The organism is Enterococcus sp. DIV1067f (genome assembly GCF_050543505.1).
GTDB classification, from domain to species: Bacteria; Bacillota; Bacilli; order Lactobacillales; family Enterococcaceae; genus Enterococcus_D; species Enterococcus_D entomosocium.
The window spans coordinates 132,886-157,456 of record NZ_CP172940.1 but is presented as its reverse complement, the minus strand read 5'-3'; the positions used below and the strand labels follow the sequence as shown (position 1 = coordinate 157,456).

The following is a 24,571-nucleotide window of genomic DNA, read 5'->3' as shown; positions in this document are numbered from 1 at the left end:
GAGGTGATCAGATGCCAAAATACCAAGAAATTGCCAATATTTTACGCACACGTATCAAAAACAAAACGTATCCGCCTGACAGCTTACTGCCGAATCAAACTGATTTAGTCGAAGAATTCGGAGTCAGCCGGATGACCGTCAAAAAAGCCATCGGTATTTTAGCCATGGAAGGACTGGTTTATTCTCAGCGGGGCGCTGGAACAAAAATATTGAACCACCCATTCTTAAAAAAAGACACCACTGCTTTAACGGTCTATGAAGGCTTGTCAACAGAAATGGGCAAAGCTGGCCGCAAGCTAGTCAGTCAGGTCATCGATTTTCAAGTCGAATTTCCTGACCAAACGATCCAAGAAAAGTTGATGTTGACGGAAGAACAGCCAATCTATAGTATTGTCCGCTTGCGGATTCTTGAAGACCAGCCGTTTATTTTAGAATATACCTATATGCCGGTCCATTTGGTGCCCAATTTAACTCGTGGCCATTTAGAAAGTTCTATCTACCGCTATGTCAAAGAGGAACTAGGGGTCCAGTTTGCCGGCGCTTACCGCACCATTGCCGCTGATAAAAGCACCGCGTACGATCAACGGTATTTGGACTGTAAAGCCGATGATCCGGTTTTAGAGATCGAACAGATCGTCTATCAGAAAAATGGCTCACCTATCGAATTTTCCCGTAGTCGCAACCGTTATGACGTGCGGGCCTACTCTTATTTAGATGTCCAGCACTAAAAAGACCTATCCACGGTTTTCTTCCATCAGAAACCGTGGGCAGGTCTTTTTGTTGTTGCATTCGTTGCTTCGTTTATTTTTTTGCTGAGGGTTGGAATCGTTTCAGCCGCAAGGCATTTAATAAAACGGATACCGAGCTGAAGCTCATGGCCGCCCCGGCGATCATTGGATTGAGCAAGGGGCCGCCGAAAAGATGCAACACACCCATTGCGACAGGAATGCCTAAGACGTTATAAGCAAAAGCCCAGAAAAGATTTTCTTTGATGTTTTTGATGGTTGCCCGACTTAACTCGATCGCTGATGGGACGTCCATCAGATCGCTGCGCATCAGTACGATGTCTGCCGATTCGATGGCGACATCGGTACCAGAGCCAATCGCGATCCCTACATCGGCTTGGGCTAACGCCGGCGCATCATTGATCCCGTCACCTACCATCGCAACCTTTTGGCCTTTGGCTTGCAGGCCGGCTACTTTGGCGGCTTTATCTTCTGGCAAGACGTCACTGATTACTTCATCGATACCGACTTGTTTGGCGATGGCTTGGGCTGTCCGAGCATTGTCGCCAGTGATCATTGCTACGTACAAGCCCATTTGATGCAGACGTTCAATGGCTTTTCGACTGCTTTCTTTGATAGTATCTGCCACAGCGATGATCCCGATCGCTTCGCCGTCTTTGGCAACATACATCGGTGTTTTCCCTTCGTGAGCCAATTGTTGGGCTTGCTCGATCAGGCCATCGATGGCAACGTTTTGTTTTTCCAGCCATTTCTGGTTGCCTAATAGGACTGGACTGCCAGCAATCGTGCCTTGAATCCCATGACCGGGAATCGCTTCAAACCCGTCAACTTCTTGTAGGGCGAGGGCTTGCTTGCGGGCTTCGATCACAATGGCTTCGCCTAATGGATGTTCTGAGCCTTTTTCAACAGAAGCCGCCAGCTGCAGCAATTCCGTCGGCGTGTGGTTGCCGGCAGGCAGGAGATCGGTTACGACTGGTTTGCCTTCTGTGATCGTGCCGGTTTTATCAAAGACGATCGTCGTCACGTTTCTAGCTGTTTCTAACGCATCGCCGCTTTTGATCAAGACGCCATTTTCTGCCCCTTTGCCCGCACCCACCATGATGGCGGTCGGTGTCGCTAATCCTAAGGCACACGGACAAGCAATCACTAATACAGAGATCGTAATGGTCAATGAGAAGATCCAGGTTTCTTGTCCTAAGAAAAACCAGGCAAGTCCTGCAAAAACCGCCAAGACCATGACAATCGGGACAAACACACCCGAAACTTTATCTGCCATGCGGGCAATCGGCGCTTTGGAGCCTTGGGCATTTTCTACTAACTGAATGATTTGCGCTAACGTTGAATCTTCTCCCACATTGGTGGCTTCGTATTGAAACGAGCCATTTTTGTTGATACTAGCGCCGATCACCCGATCACCGACTTGTTTTTCGATAGGTAAGCTTTCTCCGGTGATCATTGATTCATCGATGGCAGAGCGTCCTTGGGTAACGATCCCATCCACAGGAATCTTTTCACCAGGTCGTACGACTAAGATATCGCCGGCTGCGACTTCTTCAATACCCACTTCGACTTCTTCGGCTTGATGCCCGCTGCCGCGAAGCACGCGGGCTTTTTTCGGTGCGAGATCCAACAACTTCTTGATGGCTTCGGAGGTTTTGCCCTTCGAGACCGACTCAAGGTATTTTCCTAAGGTAACTAATGCCAAAATAACGGCGGCCGTTTCATAGTACAAGTGCATCGCATAGTGGGTCGTGCCTAGGTAGACCATCACGGTCCCATAAATACTATAAAAGAAGGCAGCACTGGTTCCCAATGCGACGAGGGAATCCATGTTAGGATGGCCTTTCCAAAGCGCTTTGAAACCAGCAATGTAAAAGGCGCGACCGAGGACCATCACCGGTAAGACTAAAATCAATTGAGTGGTAACGAAATTGACTGGATAGGCCATTGGATCTAAAAAGCCAGGGATCGGCAAACCGATCATTTCCCCCATCGTCAAATAGAACAAGGGGATCGTAAAGAGCGCCGAAAGCCAAAACCGTTGCCATAAAGCACGAATCTCTGCCTGTTTTGAATCCGCCTTGTCGGCAGAAGCGGTCGGCAGCTGTGCGTCATAGCCCGCCTCTTTCACGGCAGCTGCGATCTTCGCGGCGGACACTTGGTCTTGTTGATAGCTGACCGTCAGTTTTTCTGTCGCCAGATTGACGGAGGCTTGCTCCACACCCGCTAATTTTTGGACAGCTTTTTCTACTGTTTGGGCACAAGACGCACAGGTCATGCCCGAGATGGCAAAGGTCTCTTGTCTTTGAGAGCCGATCAGTTGATAGCCCGCTGCTTTGATGGCCTCAGCGAGTGTTTCTTCGGTGAGCTGCTGCTCATCATAACGAATATGTAATTTTTCAGTAGCCAAATTGACAGCTGCTTGGTCGACCCCCGCCAGCTTGCTGACTGTTTTTTCGACTGTCTGGGAACAAGACGCACAGGTCATCCCTTTTACCCCATAATTCTTTTCGATCATTGTTTCCTTCCTCCTTGCTTGCTATGCAAACCCATTCACCTTTTATGTTTACAGTTGTAATCTTCTTCTACTTTACAATTATCGTTTACACTTGTCAACGATAATACTCAAAAAAAGGACGTTCTCCTTTGAAGCGGCCCAAAAAGCGAGACTTTTGGTCTACCTTTGGGCGGTCGCTACAGGTGGAACGTACTTTTTTCTAAGAAACGATCACTGCCGTTGCAGGGGTCGTTTCGCTTATTTAGGTATTGGCTTTAGGAGGCTAGCACTCTTGCCCGTTGGTTTTGATCAGCTCTTGATACCAGTAGAAGCTGTCTTTCTTGTAGCGTGCCAGTGACCCTTCTTGGGTTTCATCTTGGTCGACGTAGACAAAGCCATAGCGTTTTTGGTAGCCGTTCAACCAGCTTAGCAAATCAGTGAAGGACCAGGTGCAATAGCCAAGAACTTCCGCGCCGTCGCTGATCGCTTCTTTGATGGCATGGACATGCCCTGCTAAATAATCGATGCGGTATTGGTCATGGATTTGGTGATCGTCTGTTAGTTTATCGTATTCACCAAGTCCGTTTTCCGTAATGATCACAGGCACCCGATAACGGCTAGTGATTCGGCGTAAAGCGATCCGCAGCCCTTGAGGATCGATCTCCCAATCCCAATTCGTCCGTTCCACAAATGGATTTTCAGCTTTTTTGAACATTCCTGGTGTCCCGGTTTCTTCGGAGCTACCTTTTTTCCCAGTGGTGTTCATTTTACCGGCACCGACACCATCTAATGGATTGTAGGCATTCGTTGCTGTTTGGTAATAGTTGATCCCTAAGAAATCTGGTTTTGCTGAACGCAGCAAGTCCATGTCTCCTGGTTCGATCGTAGGCGCGATCCCTTGCTCGTTCAAGTAATTCATTGCGGCAATCGGGTATTCGCCCCAAAGATAGACATCTAACCAATAGTGCGCCATCAAGTCTTCGGCATTTTCAGCTGCCAAAATATTTTTCGGGTCGCTGTTGATTGGGTAGTTTGGTGAGTAGGCGAAACTTGGTCCGATTTTCCCTGGGATTTCCATCTCGTGGAACTTGTTGATCACCGAAGCATTCGCCAAGTTAGCGATATGATTGACTTCATACATCCGTTTAGGATCGGTCACTCCTGGTGGATGGGCAGCTAAAAGATAGCCTAAAGAAGTAAAGATATTTTGTTCATTCAAGCTGACCCAATAGTGAACTTTGCCGCGAAAGGCTTCAAATAATACGGCCGCATAGTTGGTGAAATCTTCAATGATTTTGCGAGATTCCCAGCCGCCATATTCTTCTTGCAACGTACGTGGCAGATCCCAATGGTACAAGGTCACCATTGGTTCGATCCCTGCTTTAATCAGCTCATCGATCAATGCTAAATAAAAGTCTAACCCTGCTTGATTGACTTCTCCTCGTCCTTCTGGAAAAATCCGTGTCCATGCAATGGAAAAACGATAGGTTTTCAATCCTTGTTCTTTCATCAAGGCAACATCTTCTTTGAAGCGGTGGTAATGGTCGACCGCGACATCTCCGTTAGTTGCTTTAAAGGTTTTGCCTGGAATGCGGACAAAATCGTCCCAAACTGAAGCGCCTTTGCCGTCTTCTTGCCATGCGCCCTCTACTTGATAGGCTGCTGATGCTGAACCCCATAAGAAATCGTTGGGGAATTCTTTTAGTTGTTTATGATCCAATTGTTTCCCTTCTTTCTGTTTGATGATACCCCTTTCTTAAGTATACCGATAATTGCCTGATTTGTCATAAGAAGATTTTTTACCTGTGCCAAGAAAGCCGATGGCACGCAAAAAACATCCGTGCAAGCAGTGGGTTACTCCTTGTACGGATGCGGACTAGCTATGGATCATGCGTCAAATTGTGCCTGATAGAGTGCGGCATAACGCCCCTCTTTGGCTACTAACTCTTCGTGGGTCCCTTGCTCTACGATATTGCCCTGTTCCACCACGAGGATCGTGTCGGCATGTCGAATCGTGGACAAGCGATGAGCGATCACAAAGGAGGTTTTGCCTTTCATCAATTTGGTCATCGCTGCTTGGATCAGCAGCTCCGTTTGCGTGTCGACATTCGATGTGGCTTCATCAAGAATCAGCAGATCGGCATCTAAGAGCATTGCTCGCGCAATCGTCAATAGTTGTTTTTGCCCTTGTGAAATACCGGTTCCGTCTTCAGAAATCAAAGTATCATAGCCTTTTGGCAGGCTCATAATAAAGTCATGGATATGGGCGGCTTGTGCAGCAGCTTGGACTTCTGCCATCGTCGCATTCGCCTTGCCGTAGGCCAAATTTTCAAAAATCGTTCCCGTGAACAGCCACGTGTCTTGCAGCACCATTGCATAGCTTTGCCGTAAGCTGCGGCGTGTCGTTTGGCGGATATTTTTTCCGTCTAAACGAATCGCTCCTTGGTCAGGGTCATAAAACCGCATCAAGAGGTTCACAATGGTGGTTTTCCCGGCTCCGGTTGGTCCGACGATCGCGACCAAGCTGCCAGCTGGTACTTGCAGCGAAAGGTCTTTGATGATGGGCTGCTGTGCTTGATAGCCGAAGGTCACATGGTCAAAGGCGACATCACCAGACACCTCGTGGTATTCGTAGGCTCCAGGAACATCAGAAACTTCCGGTTCTTCATCCAGCAAACGGAAGATCCGTTCTGCCGCCGCCAATGCCGATTGCAAATCACTGAAGATGTTGGCTAACTCATTGATTGGTCCTGAGAATTTTCTGGAGTAAAGAACAAAGGAAGAAACATTCCCTAATGTCAGATGACCGAACAAAAACAGCAAGGCGCCAAACATACTGATCAAGGACAACGACAGATTGTTGATAAAGTTGATGGAAGGACCAGTCATACTACCGTAGTACTCGGCATTGTAATAGGCATCCACCGCTTCTTGGTTTTTTTCGTCAAAACGGCTGATGATCGCTTCTTCTTGGTTATACAGCTTGATCGTTTGCTGACCAGAAATAATCTCTTCCACAAAGCCGTTCAATTCGCCTAATTTGCGGGAACGACGGCGAAACAATGGTTGAAATTTGCTCATCAAAAAGCGGGTCAAAAAGATCGAAGCGGGAACCGTTACGACAAAAATCAGCACCAGCAGCGGCGAAATCAAAACCATCATCACAAACGAACCAATGATCGTCACAAGACTGCTGAGAACTTGAATGGCATCGCTGGCCAATGACGTATTGATGGTATCGACATCATAACTGATGCGGCTGATGATATCCCCAGTGGCGACTCGGTCAAAATACCCCACCGGCAGTTCGGTGATTTTATCAAAAATCGCCTTACGCATCGCTGCCACCACCCGCTGACTCAAGCGAATCATCATGAGCGAAATCAGATAACTAAGAAGGGAAGACGCAAGATAAAACAGGAGCATCAGCCCACAATAAAAGAAGACTCGTTCAAAAATGACCTTGCCGGGACCCGGTTGAATGGCATCAATGGCGTACCCGGAAAGCAACGGTCCCACCAAGGCGAAGATGTTGCTGACCATCATTAAAATAGCGGCTGCCAACAGGAGTCCTTTGTACTCGTAGAGATAGCCCCACAAACGGCGGAGTGTTTTCTTGCTATCCTTTGGTTTTTCCGTTTTTTTCTTCGGCATCTTCGGCATCATCGGCACCTCCTGTCTGCCCTTGATAAATGGCTTGGTAGATCACATTATCTGCTAGTAATTCTTGGTGACTGCCAAAACCGTTCATTTGACCATTTTCCAGTACCAAAATTTTGTCGGCATGCTGGATCGAACTGATCCGCTGCGCGATCAAGATCGTCGTCGTCTGTTGAAACTGCTGTTTCAGGACCTTGCGCAACTGAGCGTCGGTCCGATAATCTAGCGCACTGGCGGAGTCATCCAAAATCAAAATTTCCGGATCCCCCGCCAATGCCCGCGATAACAAGACCCGCTGCTTTTGACCGCCGCTTAAATTGCTGCCTTTGGCATGCAGTGGATGGGCTAAGCGCTTGGGCAGTTGATTGATAAACTCCTTGGCTTGGGCGCGAGCCGCCGCTTCTTCGATCTGCTCTTTGGAAAACCGCCGGCCAAAGGCGATATTTTCTTCAATCGTTTCCGCAAAAAGCACGTCTTTTTGTAAGACGACACCGAATAACTGATGCAGCTCCGTCGGATCGATGGAACGAATGTCGCGACCAGCGATGCGGATCATACCCTTCGTTGGGTCATAGAGCCGCAGCAGTAATTTGACGATCGTTGATTTTCCGCTACCAGTCGCACCGATGATCCCTAAGGTTTCTCCCGGCTGCAAGGAGAAATCGATGTCTTTCAGCACCCGGGTACCGTTAGGATAAGTGAAGGAAACTTTTTCAAAAACGATATGCGCCGACTCTTCTTTGACAGGCGCCTCAATGACTTGCATATTTTGCGGCAGGCGCAAGACGGATTGGATCCGATCGGCAGAAGCCAGCCCCTTCGACACGATTACAAAGATGCGAGTGATACTGAGCATGGCATTCAAAATGATCGTAAAATAGGTCAAAAAGGCAATGATGACCCCTGGTTGGGTCAACCCTTGATTGACGCGAAAGGCACTGACGACGATCACCAATGTCAACCCGATATTCAAAAATAGGTCCATCAGGGGCGGTGTTGCAGCCATGGTTCGATTAGCAGTGGTTTCCGCAGCTACTACGTCTTGATTGACGTGGTCAAAGCGCTTTTTCTCGTAATCTGCTTTAGACAAGGCCTTGATCACCCGAGCCCCAGTTACATTTTCTCGGACAGTCCGCACCAACACATCCACTTGCTTTTGCAATGAGGCAAACAAGGGGATCCCCCGTTTTGAGATCGTGACTGCCGCCACTAAAGTGAAGGGCAAGACGCCTACTAAGACCAGTGTCAAAACGGGATCTAATGTAGCAGTGATCATGATCCCCCCTAATAACAGAATCGGGGCACGAATCCCCATCCGCTGGATCATCCCTACCGTTTGATGGATGTTGTAAGTGTCTGTCGTCAAGCGAGACACCAAGGAAGGAATCCCGACTTCTTCGACTTGCGGAATCGACAGATAGGAAACTTTTTCAAATAAATCATGGCGAATACTACCGGTGGTATCGCGAGCAACACTAGAGGCCATCCGATTGGCGATGATATTGGTGACAACTGCGATGATGGAGCAGACCACCATCGCCCCGCCCCAAGCAAAAATCGCTGATACTTGCTTCGTGGGAATCACAGAATCGATGATATACGCCAAAATCCAAGGCAATAGCAAGTCCATCAATGACCCGAAGAATTTGATGCTGACGCCAAGGGAGATGCGCCCGATATAGGGTTTTAAATATTGAGCCAAAAGATTCATTCCATCGCCTCAGCTTTCGCTAAAAGCCGTTGGGAATTTTCTTTGACGATTTCCAGATCGGCGATCAACTGCTGCTGTTGGGCAGCAGAAAAACCTGCTACGACTTGTTCATTCCAGCTTTGAAGCAGCTGTTGGATCTTTGGTTGGACGACAAGTGCTTTTTCGGTTGGATAAACCAGTAATTGTCGTTTGTCGGTGGGACTGCTGGCTCTAGTGACAAATCCTCGTTCTTCTAAGATCGCTAGTTGACGGGCAACATTGCTTTTATTAACAAAAATCTTCTTGGCTAAGGCTTCTTGACTGATCCCCGGTTGACGGCAAATGTTTAAGATATAGGTATGATGCATCCCACCTAAACCAAATTTTTTCAGTTCTTTTTCCCGATAAAGGGTGGCGAGACGGGCAATATGATTGATTGAGCGGATAATGGCTTCCATGAGCACTCCTGCCTTTCTTGGTTCTTCAAAGTGTCTTATCTATTATAAGGAATAATTGTTGCGCACGCAACGATTATTGTTTCTCTCGGAAAAAAATAGGTACACTGTTGCTGATCAACAAAAAAAGAACTTCAGCCCTCTCGCTGAAGTTCTTTTCTGATTCATTTTATTCAGATTCTTTCAATAAAGCTTGTACGACCTTACGACGACGATACAGCTGTCTTGTTTTCCAGCTGATAAAGCCGATGAGTAAAGCGAGCCAAGAAATGATCGTCAGCCATAAAGCTCCGTCGAAAAACCAAGGTGCGTCATAGTCAACGACTAAGACATTCTCCCCTGCTTGCTGTTGGACAGAAACGGCACCAATGGCACTCAAAGAGACATCTTTCTCAGTTAGTGGCTGCTGATTGAGGGTCAATTCAGTATAGCGGTAATTGATGATCGGTAACGCCTTCCACGCCTCTTGATCACCTTGCCAACGTAAAGTAAGCTTCCCGTTTTCTACGGTTTTTGCCACGGTATCATTTTTTTCAATGATTTCTTCCCCGTACAAATTGTACTTGTTCTTCTTGGTCTCTTGATAGAGGGGCAGATAATCTGGGGTAGAACGTTGATACAGCGCTAATGCTAAGGACTTGTCTTTACTAAAATAGGCTTCCTTCAATTGCGCTTCAGATTCCGCCGAGAGATAGGTGTGGTTTCGCAGTGAAACTGCCGCTTCATCGGAGTGCCAGTCCTGCATTTTGACCGTGTTTTGGATCAGGATTTGACCAACACTCAAAACTAAAACGAGGACGAACCAACGCGGATTTGCCAATGGCTTGCCCCGATAATAAGGAACCAGCAGGCACAAACCGACTAAGATCAAAATCGTGGCAGGAACAAAGAACCGAAAAGGGAATTGTAGTAAATTGATCACACCATTGTCCAGACTGCCTAGCCATTGCCAAGGAATAGCGTTCGATGATAAAACGAAAAAGACCGCTGCAGCTGCTGTCATTAATTTGAAGCCGCCGGATAGACGAGGCCATACACGAATCGCACCGCAAAAGAACAAGGCACATAAGATTGGCAGCAGGTACGGAGTCGTCCACCAATAGCTGCTGGTTCCAGTAATGGTATTGTTCTGCATGTTGCGATTCACAAAAGGCGCGATCAACGTGTTACTCGTATAGAGATCCAACATCCCTAACCAAATATTGGCGGTCAGCAGCAAGAAAATCCCGATCGCTCCTGCTAAGCGCAGCACCAATTGTCGTTTTTCTTCGCCGGAAGTTCCAACAAAAAAGGCGCGTAAGAAAAAGGGCACATATAAGAGCACTAACAAGATGCTTGAAAACACATGGATTTGAAATAAGACCGCCACGGAAACCCCTACCGCAAAAGGCCGCAACCGTTTATGTTCCCCTAGTGCGATCAGTGGAATCAGACACAGCGGTAACACGGCTGCTCCCCAAGCAGAAAAGCCCTGCCGCTCAATCCAATACTGGACAGAATAGGTCGCCATAAACAGGATGCTCATCCCCACTGACAGCCAGCCATTGACTCGTAGTTTCTTTAATAAGCCAAACATCGAAAACCCTGCTAGCAGATAGAGCAGCCCATTGGCGAGCAGTTGGTAGGAAAACCACGAAGGACTCAGCAAGACCAGCAGACCTTGGAAATAGGCAAAAAAGGGACCGTATAATGCATTGACGATACGAGCAGATTGCTGAAACCCGTAGATAGAAAGAAAATATTGAAAATTGCCCTCTTTGATCTGCTGGCTGGTCTCATAAAAACGATTGAAGTGAAAGACCACATCAGAGCCCAAAATCATGCCTTGGCCTAAGATCTGCGGTAATAAAAAAACACCACTCATTGCAATCAGAATCACCACTTGCCAGAAAAGCGGCTTTTGTACTATTTTTTGTTTCAAAAAAAAACCTCCTTGCACCTTTTCGGTACGCTCATAAAAAGAGTACCAGATAGGGACGAGGAGGGGAAAAAGAAAGCTTAGTGAAAAGGGATACATGGTAAAAATTTAACCAATTACTAAACTTTTCTAGGTTTTAGGTGGTCGTTTCTTTGCTTTTTCTCAAATTTATTGGGTGATCGTTTGCCAGCTTTCCAGTAGTTCGCTTAAAAGCGGGACGACCGTTTCTGCAGGGGCTGCCTCTTTTTGGACATTGGCACTGACTAGCTGATCGTACATATAGCCATACAGCTGATCGAGATCTTCAGCAATAGCGCCGCCTTGCTCACGGTCTAAAGAGACCCGTAATTCCAATAAAATATTCTGCGCCTTGACAAATTGCTGATGGGCTTGGCTCAACTCTTCTTTTTCCAATGCGATCACTGCTAATTTGATGTTTTTGATGGCTGCTTGCAACAGCATTTCAATCAGTTTGTTGGGGGAGGCACTCATTACTTGGTTCTGCAGATAGTTGTTTTGCATTTTTTGATAATTCATCTTTTTTTCCTCACTATAAATCAAATTCGACGAAGGCGGCACTGTCTTCTTGCTGCAAATACGTTTTGACAAGATTGTTTTTGCGGTTCAAACGCCCCAATTCTTGTTTGATCTCTTGCTGCTGGGCTTTGACCTGGTCTAGGAACGCTTGATACGCTTGGATCACTTGTTGCGCCAATGCACTGGTTTGTGGACTATGGCTCTGTTCTTCTGCTTGCATGGCTGCTATGACCGCTGCATTGGCTGCCATCAAACGACTGGCTTCTTCGCTGTCGCCGCGCCATTGGGCAAAACCAGTTAAAATCTGATTCAAACGTTCATCTAATGATACGTGTGGCTCCATAGGTTGTTTCCTTTCTTGTTGACGAGGGTTTCTTATGCGAATGAAAAAGTGACTGCTTTAATCGGCTATCCTGCCTAGTTTGACGTATTGGCAAACTGATTGCTTAGGTAACTCAGCTGATTTTCAGCCTCCATCATCACGGAGTCTAATTTGGTAAACATTGTGATGTAACGCTCTTTTTTCATTGCTAAAATATCATCAAACCGTGTAATCTGTTTGTTCAAATCCTTGATGGTACTGTCATAGGTCGCAGATTTGGTGGCAATGATCCCTTTATTGGCTGAAGTATTGACGACATAGCTGTTGGCTAATTCTTTTAGCGCTAATGTATAGCCGGTCTCTTTCGTACTCGCAGTGCCATCGGCTTCTTTGGTTTTCGTACTTGCATAAAAGAAGGACTTCACAGCAGCGGGATCTTCCGCTAGGGCTTCTTTTAACTTGGTCGTATCCAGTCCCAATGTACCATCATTATCGACGGTGGAGATGCCTAGCTTATTAGCAGTCAGCTTTGATCCGCTGACGGCTGGAATGGTGATCAAATTTCGCAATTGAGTCTGTAGACGGGTCAACGCACTGTCTCCCACCAAGGTCCCCGTCTTGTTGTTTTCACTACTAGGATCTCCCACGGTCAAATTATCGCCGATAAAACTCATCAAGCTATTGTATTGATCCACTAATCCTTGTACTGCATCAACGACTTTCGAAGTATCATTGGCTAAAGAAAGCGTCACATGCTCCTCGCTTTTTTTCGCTAACGTCAGAGTGACACCATCGATAACATCCGTCACACTATTGCTGTCGCGGGTGATCTCCATGCCGTCTAGTTCAAAAATAGCCGGTTGGCCTTGCGTCGTAGCCGCAGTTGAACCGATCCCTAATCCTTCGGCGGCATTGCCGTCGATCAAGAAGTTTTTGTCGCCCATTTTCGTATTCGTTAAAATCAAACGGTTATCCACGATGCTCGCTGCAACGAAGGTCGTCTTGCTTTGGCCATTGATCTTAGCTGCCACATCTTTTAAGCTGTCTTCGGCAGTGATCTCGATCGAAGCGGTGATCGGTTTGCCATCTTCATCGACTTCCGAACTGGTCAATGAGAGCTGACCACTGACATTTAGGGCCGTTTTGCTGCTTTGAGCTACTTGACTCCCCGTCACCTTCGTGGCTGTTGCTAGTTGGTTGACTTTTAGATCATAGGTGCCTTCTGGGGCTTCCGTTGTTCCTGCAATTGAAGCGATACTACTATTGGTGGTCGTCGCTTTTTTTGTTTGATAAGCATCATCTTTTTGTAACGCATCGACTTTTGACAAAAAGTTAGTCAAGCGAGTGCTGATATCACTCCATGCCGTTTTTTGTGCTTTAAGCGACGTGATTTTATTCTCAGCACGGGTCTTATTGATCGCATCTGCCGCCAATAATTTTTCAATATCTTCTGAAGTCACGCCAGAATAACTCCCTAGCGTTGTACTGATTCCTGAACTGCTGGTTACACTTGCCATAGTTTCATCCCTTTCGATCGACCGCAATGCCCATGTCATCCCATATTTTTCCAATCACATCTAGCATGTTGGCTGGTGGGATCTCTTTGATCACTTCGTTGGTCTGCATATCCACTAAACGCACCATCGTACGCCCTGTGCGCTCATGTACTTCATAAGCCAATTTCATATCTTTGCCAAGTAGGCGCTGATTCACTTCCTCCACGGAGGCTGCGATCTTGTGCTGATCGGCTACTGAAAAATAGTGGATCGGCGGTTCAGTGGCCACTGTCCGTTCCTTTTTCTCCGCCATTTTCCCCTCTTGGTGTTGCGGCTGAAGGTTGGCGGTCTCTTGATCTAGGGATTCGATCGGACGTGCTTTAGCGACCGACGCAACGGCTTCGATCGGGTGTATTCCTGACATTGGCTGAATATCCATCAGAGCTTCCTCATTTCTAAGCGTTTTTGTGCTGCTATGTAAAACACAAGAACTGCGCTTCCCCTAGGCAGTCCTTGTGTCAGTGGTTCACTTGATCAAAAATTATCCTTGTAACAAGCTCAATACGCTGTTAGGCATTGAGTTTGCTTGTGCCAACATTGAAGTTGCTGCTTGAGAAAGGATGTTGCTCTTCGTAAAGCTCATCATTTCTTGGGCCATATCAACGTCACGGATACGTGAGTTTGCTTCAGATAGGTTTTCTTGTGTTGTACCTAAGTTGTTGATTGTGTGTTCTAGACGGTTTTGCGCCGCACCAAGATCCGCACGTTGTGCAGAAACTGCTTTGATCGCTTCATCGATTTTCGTGATTGGGTTGTTTTCAACGCTGACAGTTGCCGCTGCTGCTTTGCCTTCATCAGAAGCGGTAAATGTTGCTAAAGCATCATCGTATGTTTTTTGAGCTGTTGCTTTTGCTGTATCATCCGCTGCTGTATCGATGGCTGTTTGTAATTCAGCAACTGTTTTACCAGCAGCCGCATCAACTGTGCCGTCCGCTGCATATTTTGTTGTAGCATCTGCTTTGAAGGCAGTCGCTACTGCTTTATCTTTTGCTGCAGCAACAGCTTTAGCATCGCTTGTGTCAATGGCTTGTGTTAAATCTAAGCCTTTTACTTTCAAGGCAGATGAGCTCATGTTGTTGATTGAAACGCTCATTGTTTGGTTTGCGTTGGCACCGATTTGGAAAGTGAATGATTTCGCATCATCGCCTTCACCAGTTAACAAGCTTTTTGTATTGAATTCAGTGGTATTGCTGATACGGTCGATTTCATCAGACAATGCAGTGTATTCTTTGTTGATCGCACTGCGGTCGTCATCACTTAACGTACCGTTTGAACTTTGAACCGCAAGATCACGCATACGGCCTAAGATGCTGTGGGTTTCATTTAATGCACCTTCTGCTGTTTGGATCAATGAGATACCATCTTGTGCATTGCTTTTTGCTTGTGACAAACCGCCGATTTGGCCTTTCATTTTTTCAGAAATTGCTAAGCCAGCTGCGTCGTCCCCTGCTTTGTTGATGCGTAAGCCTGAAGATAATTTAGACAAAGAATTGCTTTTAGAAGCATTTGCTGCCGTTAGGCGTGAGTAAGTATTCAATGCTGAAACGTTTGTATTGATTCTCATGTGTAGTTCCTCCTAATTTTTATTCGCTAAGGTTTCCCTCTGCTACTATTTATCGGAAGAAACCGTTCAGGGTTAAGCCTTTTTTCTAAAAAAAATAAAAAACTTTTGCTCCCGTCAAAGAACAAAAGTTTTTTGGGTTAATTTAAATAATCTAGAATGGACATCTGCATGATCTTTGTTCCCATTGCTAATGTTGAGCGGTAGGCAGTCATTTGATTTTGATATTCCATATACTTTTCCGCAATATCGACGTCTTGTTTGTTGGACAGTGTTTCGGTCAAGTTCAGCTTTTCCGTCTCATTTCGATCAGCTGCCGCCTCCAAGCGATTGTAGAGGGTGCCGATCTGCGCCCGTACATTCACTACATTGGTGGCATGCTGGTCATGAGCGGTTAAAAGCTCGCCCCCTAAGGCATCTTTATCATCACTGCGCAACGCAGACAATAAATCATTGAAGTAGGTGCTTAAATTTTGGGGATCCGTAGCGGTGCCCGTCTCGTTCATCAGTCGATCACCGCTGGCTAACAGATCCACCGAGACCCCGTTTGCGATTTCTCGAGGCAAGTCTTCACTGGTGCCATTGTATTTGATACCGACGATGGCGTCATTTTCTTTGACGATCTCAAAAGGCGCCGTCGTCGTATTCGTTCCGCTAAATAAATAGCGGCCATCAAAGTTGGTATTTAATGATTCAACGATACCTTCGACCTCTTGCTCAATCTCTGAACGATTTGCGCCTAATTCCTCACTGCCGGCTGTCGCATTGGCAGAAGATTGAACCAATGAGCGAATCCGCAGCATCGAGGTACTGACGCTTTCTAAAGCAGAATCTTGGGCTTTTGTCCAAGAAATACTGTCTTTGATCGTATTATTGTAGGTTTTGTTTTGATTTAACGACACATTGAGATCCATGATTTTTGAAACCAGCAGTGGATTATCCGAGGACTTGCTGACTTCTTTCAAGCTCGATAGCTGATTCAACGTGGATTGGACTTTGGAGGCGTTGGTTCCTAGATTTCGTAAAAAATCATTGTAGGTGATTGAATTGGAAATACGCATGTTCTACACTCCTGTTCGATTGATCAATGTGTCTAACATTTCAGAAACGACCGATAATATGCGGGCATTGGCCTGAAATCCTTGTTGGAAACGAATCACATCTGACATTTCTTCATTTAATGAAACACCGGACACCGATTGATTTTTGTATTCTAGTTGATTCAGCAGCGACAATTGGGCACTGACTGTATTGTCGGCTTGCTGTTTTGAGATCCCGTTTTTGGTGACGATGCTGTTAAAATAACTGCTGACACTCATGCCGGATGCTGCATTAGCAAACGTCAATGTCTCAGAATCAAAAGAAGCGATCGTCTTTTCTGACAACGGGAAATCCAATTTGGCACTGCTGAGTTTGGCCATTGCAGCAGCTCTTGAACCATCTCCTGCTGCATTGCTCGTTCCGCCGGTCACCAGACTTGGGTTATCTAACAGTGCTTGGCTGACCCGAATCGTCGTCGCTGTGCCGGTATCATCTTGGCCGATCTCAAATAGTCCGCTTGTACGAGAAGCGCCGCCGGTAAAGACCATGTTCATGGCTTGCGCGATCGTCGTCGTAAAGTTGTTCAATTCCGTCAAGCGGCTGCCGATTTCACTAGATGATGCTTGCAGGCCACCGATCGCCCCTTCTTTGATCGGCAATTCTGTATAGGCGGTGTCGCCATTGTCGGTGGTTTTCGTCAACAAGACGGTTCCAGCTGGATAAGACCCTGTGATGGTTTCGGCAGGATTCAAGGCGTTGCCGTCTTTGGAAACCAAGGCGCCTGTCTCGCTTTGTCCCACCACCACACTAAGGGTATTGCGTTCCTCCGCACTTAAGATCGTCTGTCCGCTCATGGATACAAACCCACGGCCATACTGATCGGTCTTGGTTTCGATCCCTGCTAGACCCGAGAGATCTTTCAACAGACTGTCTCGACGATCTAAAAGATCATTGGGTGTCTCACCACTCGTCGTCAACCCATAGATCTGTTCATTCAAGGATTGCAGCTGCTTGACCTTTTCATTGAAGTCCAGCGCGGATTTTTCGATGGTATCCAGCGTGTCGCTTTGCAGCTGCGTCATTTGTTTGCCCATTTGGTTGATGGTATCGGCAAATGTACTGCTGTTTTCCAGCACAAGGGTCTTAGACGTATCCAGTTCAGGATTGTTGGCTAATGCGGTCCAAGAATCAAACATCGTTGCCAGCTGTTTGGACAGTCCGTTGTCAGAAGGCTCATTCATTAAACTTTCCAGCTGTCCTAATATGTCTGCTTTTTGTTCATAATATGTATAGGTAGAATTGGCATTGCGTACTTGTCCAATGACAAAATCATCGACGATCCGTTCGACACTGCCGACTTTCACACCCATACCGATGCTGCCGACACCCGCTAAATGATAAGACGCTTCGGCTTGCAAGTTGACTCGTTGTCTTGAGTAGCCGTCTGTATTGGTATTTGCAATGTTATGGCTGCTGGTTTGCAACGCTGCTTGATTGGCGGTCATGCCCCGGGTTGCGGTGCCTAATGAACCAAATAGTCCTGTCATAGAAGTACTCCTTACATTTTTTGATCGATGATCGCTGTTGAGACAGCTTGTTTTTCTTGGTATTTCGAATACGTATTTGCCGGTGTCTTGATATTTTCTTTGACTGCATCCATCAAAACGGTTTGGAAACTAATGGCTTGTTCCGTCAGCAGGAGATTCTCGGCTTGCTGCACTTGGATCTGGCGGATGAGTTCTTTGATCGCCCCTGAAAGAGTTCCTTCATACGTGGAAAAAACGGGTACGAAGGCGGTTTTTTTCTCGACGAGTTCTGGTAATTTTTCTGCTTGATTTTTGATCAAGCAGGTCTTTTCTTTTTGCAGCAACCGCAAGAACTGCTGTAGCTGACGCTCAAATTCCCGTTCTGTCATCTAGTCGACCTGCTTTTCATCTTGTTGCAGCATTTTATCGGCGATCGTTTCGGCAGATACTTGGTAGGTGCCTTCTTTGATCGCTCGTTTCAATTCTGCCACTCGTTCACTGCGACTGGCTGTTTGATTGGCACTCTTTTGAATGGCTTGAGCTGTTTCGGACAATTGAACATCGACGGTTTTTTCTGTCTGAACAGCAGTTGGCTTTTCTTGTTTGACCGCATCACGTTTGATGGCCTTGTCGCTGTATTCTGCGTAACCTCTTTCGATTTTCATAGGTTCTCCTCCGTTCTCATTCTTCTACCCTCTACTATCGGTCAAATCACAAAAAAGTTAAACCCATATGTTTAACTTTTTGCGATTTCTTCAAATTAATGCAAATTGTGGATGCGTTGTTTTTGCGAAAGAATGTTGGTGATCCGTACGCCGAAGTTTTCATTGATGACCACGACTTCCCCAGTGGCGATCAGTTTGCCGTTCAACAAAATCTCTAGCGGTTCATCCGTCAGTTTTTCCAGCTCGATGACGGACCCCGTATTGAAAGATAAAATGTCCTTAATGGTTTTTTTGCTGCGGCCTAACACGACACTTAGATCCAGTGGCACATCAAGAATCAAGTCCAAATTATCCCCATCGCTCACCCCGCTAGAGGCCAATGTTTGAAACGCCGGTTTGCTGACTTCAACGGGTTTTGATGTAGCCGCCGGTTCAGGGGTAGGCGCAGCAACGGGTGACGTTGGCTGCGGTGTTGGTGTTTCTCGAGTAACGACAGTCGCTTCATCGGACAGCATCGCACTGGCGATATCGTTAACCACCGGATCCGTAAAGATCTGCATGATTTTGCTTTCGATCAGACCTTCGACGCGCAAAGAAAATGAGATACAATAAATCTCTTCCTCTGCCTCGATCCCGCTATACTCAATGTTTTCTGGTGTCTCCCATAGTTTGACGATCGGCGGTAAGATATCCACTTTACGGCTGATCATCGTCGCCATCGAAGTCGAGGCAGTCCCAATCATTTGGTTCATGGCTTCTGCCACAGCACTTAGCTCTAATTCCGTGAATTGGGTGTTGCTGGTTTCACCGGTTCCCCCCATCATCAAATCAGCGATCACGATGGCATCTTTGACTTCTAACAGCATCAAATTACTGCCTAAAAGGCCTTCTTTAAATTCAACTGTCGTTGCTACTTTTGGTGCAACGAGGTCGTTTAAGATCTCACCAAATTTGATTTTAGACACCCGGGGAGTCGTGATGCTGACCCGACGATCAAGAATGGAAGACAACGTCGTCGCCGCTTGCGACATGGAGATATTGCCAACTTCGCCGATAATGTCGACTTTGACTTGCTCTTCTAATCCTTGCGGCTGGGTTGGGGCACTTTGATTCAACAATGCATCGATTTCTGCTTGGGATAAACGTTCACTCATAGTTCTTGCTCCTCTTCTAACTTGTCTAATAATTCAATGGCTAAATGGTCCTCTTGCTTCCCAGGTTTTGCTCGGAAGTAAGGTTTTCCATCGATGAAGGTCTCTAATGGTTCAGTAATTTTTTTGTCTAGTTTGATGACATCGCCTTCTTCTAAGTGGAGAAACTCAGAAAGACTCATTTGAGCATGGCCCAGCAGAACTTCTAGATTCAATCCGACCCCATTCAAACTTTTTTGCAACTCGCGGCTATCGTCTTGGTTGACTGGCTGATTGCTATCAAACCAATTGCGGAAACTTAATTTATCAATGATCCCTTCAAAGAAGACATAGGGGATACATAGATTGATAAAATGTTTCACTTCAAAAATTTTGATAGTAAAGGTCACTAACACGACGGGTTCGTTGGGCGACATGTTTTGCATCAATTGCGGATTCGTATCGATTCCATCCAAAACCGAATCCAAGGCAACGATGTCCTTCCAAACATTTTGGTAGACCCGTACAAATTGTGCTACTACTTCTTCCAAGATCGCTGTTTCAATATCAGTAAAACTTTTTTTCTCGCTAAAATCCATTTCGATCGGCTTGTTTTGATAAACATCCAATCCGCCGCACAACAACTCCACCAACATCATACACAGTTGTGGGTTCATCTCGATCATTTGGATCCCGCTCAAAGGCTGCGAATGAAAGAGCCCCAACAAAGTAAATTTTGGTATCGAATGGATAAATTCGTCATAACTGACTTGTTCGATAGCTGCCAACTGCAAAGAAACATTGGTCCGCAGTTGGGTAGAAAGCATGCTGCTGCTCATCTTCGAGAAATCCTCGAAGATCATGTGCAGGGTATTGACGTATTCTTTCGACAGCTTTGTTGGTCGGCGAAAATCGTAGGCTTTCACTTTGGCTTGTTTGTCTTCTATCTCAATAATTTCTTGATCGATCTCTCCGCTGCTCATCGCATTCAACAATAAATCAATCTCTTGCTGCGTCAATACCTGATCCACACTAATCCCCCATTTTTTTAAAAAATCATGTGATCGATTTGAATCACACTGGCTACTTTTTCACCGATCGTCACGACCCCAACGGCATGTTCTGTCTCTTGATTGCCCAGTTGGATATCGTCTTCAGTGATATCAAGTACTTCAATTACTTCTTCTACGAGGACCCCTTTGGTCTCCTCTTGCTTCTTCATGATCAATATGTTTTTTTCGTAGGCTGGTTCCATGATGGGAATCAATTTTGCCAAACGAATCACCGTTACGACAGACCCCCGCAGATTGATCAACCCTTCCACCCACTCTGGTGCTAAGGGCACCTTCGTAAAGGAAGGGGCATCAATGACCTCGTCCACCGAGTCCGCCGAGATCAAATAGTACTGCTGAGCCATTTTGAAAAGAATCATCTGCATGTCGCTATCCTCCTAGGCATTAGGCAAAGGCTTTGTCGATGGCAGTGATTACGCGGTCCGTGTCAAAGGGCTTCACGATAAAGTCCACCGCACCGGCGCGAATCGCATCCATCACCATTCCTTGTTGTCCCATGGCACTGCACATTACGACTTTGGCCTGCGCATCAAACGTGCGGATCATTTTTAATGCCTCTAAGCCGTCCACTTCTGGCATCGTGATATCCATAGTCACTAAGTCTGGTGTCGTTGCTTGGTATTTTTCAAAAGCCTCTTGGCCATTTTGGGCTTCCCCCACGACTTCATAGCCGTTTTTTTCTAAAATATCCTTTAATTTCATGCGCATAAATACCGCATCATCCACAATCAATACTTTTTTTGACATTGTATTTGCCCCTTTCAAATTCCTAATGAATCAAATATGTTTTCTAGTACACCGATTTCTGGAATCAAAAATAACGATGCCTCTAATGTTTCTTTGGCGTAGACGAACTCATTACGGATCACCATCACCTGCTCATCATACTGGGCCATCGCCAAATAGATGGAGCTGATCGCTGCGCCAAAGAAATCATAGCTGGCGCTTGGTAAAGACGCACTCAGCTGAGTTTCCAATAGTTGGCCGATCGCGATCAAAAAAGAATTGGTAAGAATGTTAGTCAACTCGTTGATGACCGATTGCTTCAATTCTTCAGACGGATCGCTTTCTTGGATCATCAACTGACGCAATTTTGCGGCGGATTCATCTGTTAAGACAAACAAGAAGATCCCTCGAAACGCCCCTTCGATCTGGCTCATCACCACATGAACTTCTTTGTCTTCCGCCATGATCTGCTGATACAGGTCCTCATACGCTAGAATCTCGACTTCCGGTACCCGCATATCGATCGGTTGTTGGACGAGCTTTGATAAACTAGTCGCAGCGTGACCACCGCCGATATTGATCAGTTCTTTTAGGCCATCGATTTGCAGCGCTGTATAACTCATAGGCGGTCATCCTTTTTTTCCTGACAGATGGCATGAATGTCTAGGATCAATGCGATCGAGCCGTTGCCCATAATCGTTGCCCCTTGATAGCGATTCAGCTTTTGCAGCAATGGATCGATTTTCTTGATGACGATTTCTTGCTGGCCGATCAGCTCATCTGCCAAAATGCCGTGAAATTGCTGGTCATTGTTGACGATGATGGCGAATTTTTTCTCAGATGGATCGCTTTCGATCGCTAAGAGTTGATCGGTCCGAACCAAGGGAATCAACTCCTCTTGAAAACGATAGACCTCATCCGAGACCGTCTGGATGATCTCTTCTTCTTTGACCATCACCACGCGTTCGACGAGATTTAGTGGAATCGCAAAGGTTTCTGCTCCGACGCGAACCATCAACGCTTGAATGATCGACAGAGTCAATGGCAATTTGATCACAAACTGCGTGCCTTTATTTGGCTGGCTCTTCATTTCGATCGTGCCCCCTAGTTGGGTGATCTTCGATTGCACGGCATCCATCCCGACACCGCGCCCAGAAATGTTAGTCACTTCTTGCGCCGTTGAAAAACCAGGATGGAAAATCAGCTGCTGCAACGCTTCATCGGAAAGACCTTCCGTTGCTAAGCCTTTCTTTTCAGCACTTGCTTTGATTACTTGCGGATCAAGGCCTTTGCCATCATCCTCTAAAGTAATGATCACGCGATTGCCTTCTTGGTAGGCCGCCAAGCGAATCGTGCCCTTGCGCGGTTTGCCCAGTTTTTCCCGAACATCAGGTGCTTCGATGCCGTGATCGACAGAATTACGCAATAGATGGACCAGAGGTTCACTCAACTCAGAAACCACTGTTTTATCCAATTCCGTTTCTTCCCCAAAAATGACAAGTTCCATTTCCTTTTGCAGTTCATTGGATAAGTCCCGAACCATTCGCGGAAAGCGACTAAAGACGACATTGACTTGCTGCATGCGGATCCGCAAGACCAAATCTTGCAGCTCAGAGGTCAATCGTGAAACTTGCTCTAAGGGGTCTTTGACTGCTTCGATATTTTCCCGCTCACTGACATCCTCTAATTGATTGCGATAGACCACCAATTCGGACACGAGATCCAAGAATGAATCTAAGCGATTCAAGTCGACTCGGATCGATTGGTTTTGGGCGGACGCATGATGCGCGGGCGCCGGCGATTTTTCTTTCGTTTCTGTTGTCGCTTGCTGAAGAGCAGAAGTCTCTGACTCTGGGGTCGGCACTGGTTGAAGCAGCTCTTCTGCCTCCTCCAACACAGCAGCTGAAGGATCTAACGGTGCCACCACGAAGGCTTCGATCTCACTATTGCTAGCGATGTTTTGCTCGACATCAGCCAGTGTTTGCTGCGTCAAATACAGCAGTGAAAAATCTGATTCAAAGGTGCCTTCTTCGAGTGTTTGGGCATCTGGTTCTGTATAGAGAACATCCCCTGCTTGACCCAGCTTTTCCATGATCAAGAAGGCACGAGCGCCTTTTAACATGGATTGGGCATCTAAGCGAACAGCAATTTGAATGGCTTGATAACCATCTCCAGCCGCTTGCTCGATCACATACAGATCAGAAGGATCGATCTGTTTAAACTGTGGGGTTAATGCGCCCACTGCGGTGGTTTTTTGACTTGCTTCTGTCTCGGTTGGTAGGCCGCCAGAATGTTCTGTTTGGTCAAGTTCGGCCAATAAATCGGCAATTTGAGCTGGCTGCAGGTCACGTTCTTCCCGCAGATCCTCCACAAGTTCTGACAGACGATCTAGACATTTGAAAATCAATGAGATCGATTGCTGGGTCACTTGCAAGGTCCCTGTTTTAAATAACTCAAAAATATTTTCCATTTTATGGGTCAGCTGCGTCATGACGTCATAGCCCATCGTTGCCGCCATCCCTTTAAGGGTATGGGCAGAACGGAAAATATCATTCAGCAAGGCGCTATCTTTTGGATCGTTTTCCAATTGCAAGACATGATCATTCAACTGCGCTAAATGATCGTCTGTTTCTTCAAAGAAAAGGGTACGATAGACACTATTGTCATCCAAATGGGTCCCTCCTTTACAAAATTATACTTTTTGATAGATAAACGAATCGATTTTCTTGAGACCGAATTGTTCCGCAAAATTGATCGTTTCTGTCGCTCCCGTAAACAAAATGCCCCCTGGCACCAATGCATCGCTGAATTTTTGATAGACGGCATCCCGAGCATCACTTTTGAAATAAATCGTCACATTGCGGCAAACGATCACATCAAAAGGCCCATTGTACGGGTCTTTCAAAAGATCGTGTTGCTTAAAATGAACTCGCCGTTTGATTTCTGGTTTGATCTGAAACTGGTTCTTTTCTTTTGCATCAAAAAAACGGGTACGTTCTGCCGCTGAGACATTCCGCAATTCGTGGTCTCGATAGAGTCCTTGCTTGGCTTTTGCCAAAATTTGCGTATCGATATCGGTGGCCAAGACATTGGCTGCGGCAATTTGGTTTTTTTCTAGCAGCATGGCGATCGTATAGGGTTCTGCCCCAATCGAACATGCGGCACTCCAAATTTTTGGCAGCGTAGTTTTCGGGAGAACAATGGTTTTCAAGACGCGTTCAAAGGCGTCAAACAGTTCTTTGTTGCGATAAAATTCCGTTACGTTAATGGTGATATGGGCTAAAAAAGCCGCCCGCACCCCTTCATCTCCTTCGATCAATTGCTGGTATTCCCTCAACGTCTTTGCCCCGCTGTTTTCCATGATCGTAAGGATGCGGCGCTGCATTTGATTTTCTTTGTATGCGGCTAAGGGAATCCCTAATCGGCGATCCACCCACGCATTAAATAAGGCAAATTCTTCTTCCATCT

General features: G+C 46.3%; 23 protein-coding genes. 1 reads left to right on the top strand and 22 read right to left on the bottom strand.

The features are described 5' to 3' along the window. The first annotated feature begins 11 nt into the window (after positions 1 to 11). Complete coding sequence (locus IGJ42_RS00735) at positions 12 to 728, top strand: GntR family transcriptional regulator (protein ID WP_005232731.1); 717 nt, start codon at positions 12 to 14, stop codon at positions 726 to 728. Between the two features lie 73 nt (positions 729 to 801). Here the strand turns inward: IGJ42_RS00735 and IGJ42_RS00730 are convergent, their stop codons facing one another. From IGJ42_RS00730 to IGJ42_RS00625, 22 genes are all read right to left on the bottom strand, one after another. Then, positions 802 to 3,264: a heavy metal translocating P-type ATPase gene (locus IGJ42_RS00730; RefSeq protein ID WP_144330756.1), complete on the bottom strand. Its 2,463-nt coding sequence runs from the start codon at positions 3,262 to 3,264 to the stop codon at positions 802 to 804. Positions 3,265 to 3,526: 262 nt separating this feature from the next. Next, the gene (locus IGJ42_RS00725) at positions 3,527 to 4,963 is read right to left on the bottom strand and encodes a glycoside hydrolase family 1 protein (RefSeq protein ID WP_016619547.1); all 1,437 of its coding nucleotides are present in this window, start codon (positions 4,961 to 4,963) and stop codon (positions 3,527 to 3,529) included. Between the two features lie 167 nt (positions 4,964 to 5,130). Beyond that, positions 5,131 to 6,897 (bottom strand): ABC transporter ATP-binding protein, encoded by a 1,767-nt coding sequence (locus IGJ42_RS00720; protein ID WP_429969342.1) that lies wholly within the window; start codon positions 6,895 to 6,897, stop codon positions 5,131 to 5,133. Then, complete coding sequence (locus tag IGJ42_RS00715; protein WP_429968970.1) at positions 6,863 to 8,614, bottom strand: ABC transporter ATP-binding protein; 1,752 nt, start codon at positions 8,612 to 8,614, stop codon at positions 6,863 to 6,865. Before IGJ42_RS00715 ends, IGJ42_RS00720 begins: the two co-directional genes overlap by 35 nt. Beyond that, entirely contained in the window at positions 8,611 to 9,051 is a 441-nt protein-coding gene (locus IGJ42_RS00710) for a MarR family winged helix-turn-helix transcriptional regulator (protein ID WP_008376562.1), read from the bottom strand. The genes IGJ42_RS00715 and IGJ42_RS00710 overlap by 4 nt, the downstream gene beginning before the upstream one ends. 166 nt (positions 9,052 to 9,217) lie before the next feature. Beyond that, the gene (locus IGJ42_RS00705; RefSeq protein WP_005232737.1) at positions 9,218 to 10,969 is read right to left on the bottom strand and encodes a hypothetical protein; all 1,752 of its coding nucleotides are present in this window, start codon (positions 10,967 to 10,969) and stop codon (positions 9,218 to 9,220) included. 165 nt (positions 10,970 to 11,134) lie between these two features. Then, on the bottom strand, positions 11,135 to 11,503 hold the full coding sequence (gene fliS, locus IGJ42_RS00700) for a flagellar export chaperone FliS (RefSeq protein ID WP_008376567.1): 369 nt from the start codon (positions 11,501 to 11,503) through the stop codon (positions 11,135 to 11,137). A gap of 13 nt (positions 11,504 to 11,516) precedes the next feature. Beyond that, the gene (locus IGJ42_RS00695; protein ID WP_081117664.1) at positions 11,517 to 11,846 is read right to left on the bottom strand and encodes a hypothetical protein; all 330 of its coding nucleotides are present in this window, start codon (positions 11,844 to 11,846) and stop codon (positions 11,517 to 11,519) included. Positions 11,847 to 11,920: 74 nt separating this feature from the next. Next, the gene (gene fliD, locus IGJ42_RS00690) at positions 11,921 to 13,342 is read right to left on the bottom strand and encodes a flagellar filament capping protein FliD (RefSeq protein WP_016611598.1); all 1,422 of its coding nucleotides are present in this window, start codon (positions 13,340 to 13,342) and stop codon (positions 11,921 to 11,923) included. 4 nt (positions 13,343 to 13,346) lie between these two features. Further along, on the bottom strand, positions 13,347 to 13,760 hold the full coding sequence (locus IGJ42_RS00685) for a flagellar protein FlaG (protein ID WP_429968969.1): 414 nt from the start codon (positions 13,758 to 13,760) through the stop codon (positions 13,347 to 13,349). Positions 13,761 to 13,862: 102 nt separating this feature from the next. Further along, on the bottom strand, positions 13,863 to 14,945 hold the full coding sequence (locus IGJ42_RS00680) for a flagellin (protein WP_005226642.1): 1,083 nt from the start codon (positions 14,943 to 14,945) through the stop codon (positions 13,863 to 13,865). Between the two features lie 137 nt (positions 14,946 to 15,082). After that, a complete protein-coding gene (gene flgL, locus IGJ42_RS00675; protein WP_429968968.1) occupies positions 15,083 to 16,003 on the bottom strand; it encodes a flagellar hook-associated protein FlgL in 921 nt (306 codons plus the stop codon). A 3-nt stretch (positions 16,004 to 16,006) separates the two neighbouring features. Beyond that, positions 16,007 to 17,530 (bottom strand): flagellar hook-associated protein FlgK, encoded by a 1,524-nt coding sequence (flgK, locus tag IGJ42_RS00670; protein WP_008376579.1) that lies wholly within the window; start codon positions 17,528 to 17,530, stop codon positions 16,007 to 16,009. Between the two features lie 11 nt (positions 17,531 to 17,541). Further along, a complete protein-coding gene (locus IGJ42_RS00665) occupies positions 17,542 to 17,898 on the bottom strand; it encodes a hypothetical protein (RefSeq protein WP_008376582.1) in 357 nt (118 codons plus the stop codon). Beyond that, the gene (gene flgM, locus IGJ42_RS00660) at positions 17,899 to 18,174 is read right to left on the bottom strand and encodes a flagellar biosynthesis anti-sigma factor FlgM (RefSeq protein WP_429968967.1); all 276 of its coding nucleotides are present in this window, start codon (positions 18,172 to 18,174) and stop codon (positions 17,899 to 17,901) included. Between the two features lie 95 nt (positions 18,175 to 18,269). After that, on the bottom strand, positions 18,270 to 19,328 hold the full coding sequence (gene fliY / locus IGJ42_RS00655; protein ID WP_142437314.1) for a flagellar motor switch phosphatase FliY: 1,059 nt from the start codon (positions 19,326 to 19,328) through the stop codon (positions 18,270 to 18,272). Beyond that, positions 19,325 to 20,335 (bottom strand): flagellar motor switch protein FliM, encoded by a 1,011-nt coding sequence (gene fliM / locus IGJ42_RS00650; protein ID WP_008376586.1) that lies wholly within the window; start codon positions 20,333 to 20,335, stop codon positions 19,325 to 19,327. The genes fliY and fliM overlap by 4 nt, the downstream gene beginning before the upstream one ends. Before the next feature lie 17 nt (positions 20,336 to 20,352). Next, positions 20,353 to 20,742 carry a chemotaxis protein CheW gene (locus tag IGJ42_RS00645; protein ID WP_005232757.1) on the bottom strand — a complete coding sequence of 130 codons (390 nt, stop codon included), beginning with the start codon at positions 20,740 to 20,742 and terminating at the stop codon, positions 20,353 to 20,355. A gap of 19 nt (positions 20,743 to 20,761) precedes the next feature. After that, complete coding sequence (locus tag IGJ42_RS00640; protein ID WP_003129084.1) at positions 20,762 to 21,124, bottom strand: response regulator; 363 nt, start codon at positions 21,122 to 21,124, stop codon at positions 20,762 to 20,764. Positions 21,125 to 21,138: 14 nt separating this feature from the next. Continuing rightward, positions 21,139 to 21,726, bottom strand: a complete 588-nt coding sequence (locus IGJ42_RS00635; protein ID WP_005226634.1) for a chemotaxis protein CheC — start codon at positions 21,724 to 21,726, stop codon at positions 21,139 to 21,141. After that, positions 21,723 to 23,774, bottom strand: coding sequence for a chemotaxis protein CheW (locus IGJ42_RS00630; protein ID WP_430615856.1), 2,052 nt, complete (start codon positions 23,772 to 23,774; stop codon positions 21,723 to 21,725). The genes IGJ42_RS00635 and IGJ42_RS00630 overlap by 4 nt, the downstream gene beginning before the upstream one ends. 21 nt (positions 23,775 to 23,795) lie before the next feature. Next, the gene (locus IGJ42_RS00625; RefSeq protein WP_034878173.1) at positions 23,796 to 24,569 is read right to left on the bottom strand and encodes a CheR family methyltransferase; all 774 of its coding nucleotides are present in this window, start codon (positions 24,567 to 24,569) and stop codon (positions 23,796 to 23,798) included. Positions 24,570 to 24,571 lie beyond the last annotated feature (2 nt).

Bases quoted from the DNA above. Each gene is read 5' to 3' on its own strand.
- IGJ42_RS00735 (WP_005232731.1), top strand. From the start codon at position 12: ATGCCAAAATACCAAGAAATTGCCAATATTTTACGCACACGTATCAAA.
- IGJ42_RS00730 (WP_144330756.1), bottom strand. From the start codon at position 3,264: ATGATCGAAAAGAATTATGGGGTAAAAGGGATGACCTGTGCGTCTTGT.
- IGJ42_RS00720 (WP_429969342.1), bottom strand. From the start codon at position 6,897: ATGCCGAAGAAAAAAACGGAAAAACCAAAGGATAGCAAGAAAACACTC.
- IGJ42_RS00715 (WP_429968970.1), bottom strand. From the start codon at position 8,614: ATGAATCTTTTGGCTCAATATTTAAAACCCTATATCGGGCGCATCTCC.
- IGJ42_RS00710 (WP_008376562.1), bottom strand. From the start codon at position 9,051: ATGGAAGCCATTATCCGCTCAATCAATCATATTGCCCGTCTCGCCACC.
- fliS (WP_008376567.1), bottom strand. From the start codon at position 11,503: ATGAATTATCAAAAAATGCAAAACAACTATCTGCAGAACCAAGTAATG.
- IGJ42_RS00695 (WP_081117664.1), bottom strand. From the start codon at position 11,846: ATGGAGCCACACGTATCATTAGATGAACGTTTGAATCAGATTTTAACT.
- fliD (WP_016611598.1), bottom strand. From the start codon at position 13,342: ATGGCAAGTGTAACCAGCAGTTCAGGAATCAGTACAACGCTAGGGAGT.
- IGJ42_RS00685 (WP_429968969.1), bottom strand. From the start codon at position 13,760: ATGGATATTCAGCCAATGTCAGGAATACACCCGATCGAAGCCGTTGCG.
- IGJ42_RS00680 (WP_005226642.1), bottom strand. From the start codon at position 14,945: ATGAGAATCAATACAAACGTTTCAGCATTGAATACTTACTCACGCCTA.
- flgL (WP_429968968.1), bottom strand. From the start codon at position 16,003: ATGCGTATTTCCAATTCAATCACCTACAATGATTTTTTACGAAATCTA.
- flgK (WP_008376579.1), bottom strand. From the start codon at position 17,530: ATGACAGGACTATTTGGTTCATTAGGCACCGCAACCCGGGGCATGACC.
- IGJ42_RS00665 (WP_008376582.1), bottom strand. From the start codon at position 17,898: ATGACAGAACGGGAATTTGAGCGTCAGCTACAGCAGTTCTTGCGGTTG.
- flgM (WP_429968967.1), bottom strand. From the start codon at position 18,174: ATGAAAATCGAAAGAGGTTACGCAGAATACAGCGACAAGGCCATCAAA.
- fliY (WP_142437314.1), bottom strand. From the start codon at position 19,328: ATGAGTGAACGTTTATCCCAAGCAGAAATCGATGCATTGTTGAATCAA.
- IGJ42_RS00645 (WP_005232757.1), bottom strand. From the start codon at position 20,742: ATGCAGATGATTCTTTTCAAAATGGCTCAGCAGTACTATTTGATCTCG.
- IGJ42_RS00640 (WP_003129084.1), bottom strand. From the start codon at position 21,124: ATGTCAAAAAAAGTATTGATTGTGGATGATGCGGTATTTATGCGCATG.
- IGJ42_RS00635 (WP_005226634.1), bottom strand. From the start codon at position 21,726: ATGAGTTATACAGCGCTGCAAATCGATGGCCTAAAAGAACTGATCAAT.
- IGJ42_RS00625 (WP_034878173.1), bottom strand. From the start codon at position 24,569: ATGGAAGAAGAATTTGCCTTATTTAATGCGTGGGTGGATCGCCGATTA.